1 pseudogene is annotated in these 1,004 nt (G+C 30.3%); it reads right to left on the bottom strand.

From position 1 onward, the window contains the following. Positions 1-290: 290 nt before the first annotated feature. A pseudogene (locus tag FHL06_RS14875) lies at positions 291-991 on the bottom strand (IS3 family transposase); the annotation flags it as partial. Between the last annotated feature and the right edge of the window lie 13 nt (positions 992-1,004).

Genomic DNA, 1,004 nt, shown 5'->3' with positions numbered 1-1,004 from the left:
TATTTAAAAGTTTATTACAAGAAAGATGAAGTGATTACCTATGAAGAGGTAGATGCTGATAACGTCCCTAAAAAGGCACAGGAGTTATTGGAAAGGAAGGGAACTAAAAGTTCTCTTTAACAAAAGACCTAATCTCTGACTATATCAAACTAATATTATTAGATAAAGCTAGTAATATTAGTTCAAAAACACTTCGTTATTAAGATGGAATTTGATTATGAAATGATTAAGAGACACCTTTTTCAAGGCACTGAACCCTTAAGATGGGAATTTAATAAAAACACTATTTTCTAAGCTGCTGATTTCCTGAATTCTATAGGAGCTAAGTAGCCTAGTTTTTGTTGAATTCTAACTTTATTATAGTTTTCAATGTAATTTTCGACAATATCTATTACAATGTTATTAGAGCTCTTGAGCTCTTTGTTTAAGTAGAATGTTTCAGACTTTAGTGAGGAATGAAAACATTCGATCGGGGCATTATCGGCTGGCGTTCCCTTACGGGACATGCTTCTGGTAATGCCTTTTTCTTTGCACAATTCATAATATTCATACGACGTATAAACACTACCTTGATAACTATGAAGAATACAACTATCTGGAATTTCTAATTGGTTCAAAGTCTCGTTTACTAAATTTTGGTTCTGATGATTATCTATAGAATAAGCAACTATTTCCCCGTTATAGACATCCATAATTGACTATAGATACAACATTGTATTACCGAAAGGTAAATAAGTAATATCTGTTACAAGTACTTCTAATGGCCTATTTGCATTAAAATTCCTCTGTAACAAATTGCCTATTTTATAAAATGGATTACCTGGTTTTTTAGATTTCTTAGGTTTAACGCGACAATTCAATCCATTTTCCTGCATAATTTTTTGTACTTTTTGTGGCTAACTATTATTTCACTAAATTTATTTAATTCCGCAATTACTTTCCTATAGCCATAGGTATAGTTGTGTTTATGACAAATATATTTAATTTTTTTCAATTGTATTTAA

Source organism: Companilactobacillus halodurans (assembly GCF_009600985.1).
GTDB lineage: Bacteria > Bacillota > Bacilli > Lactobacillales > Lactobacillaceae > Companilactobacillus > Companilactobacillus halodurans.
This window is presented reverse-complemented; position numbering and strand designations above follow the sequence as displayed.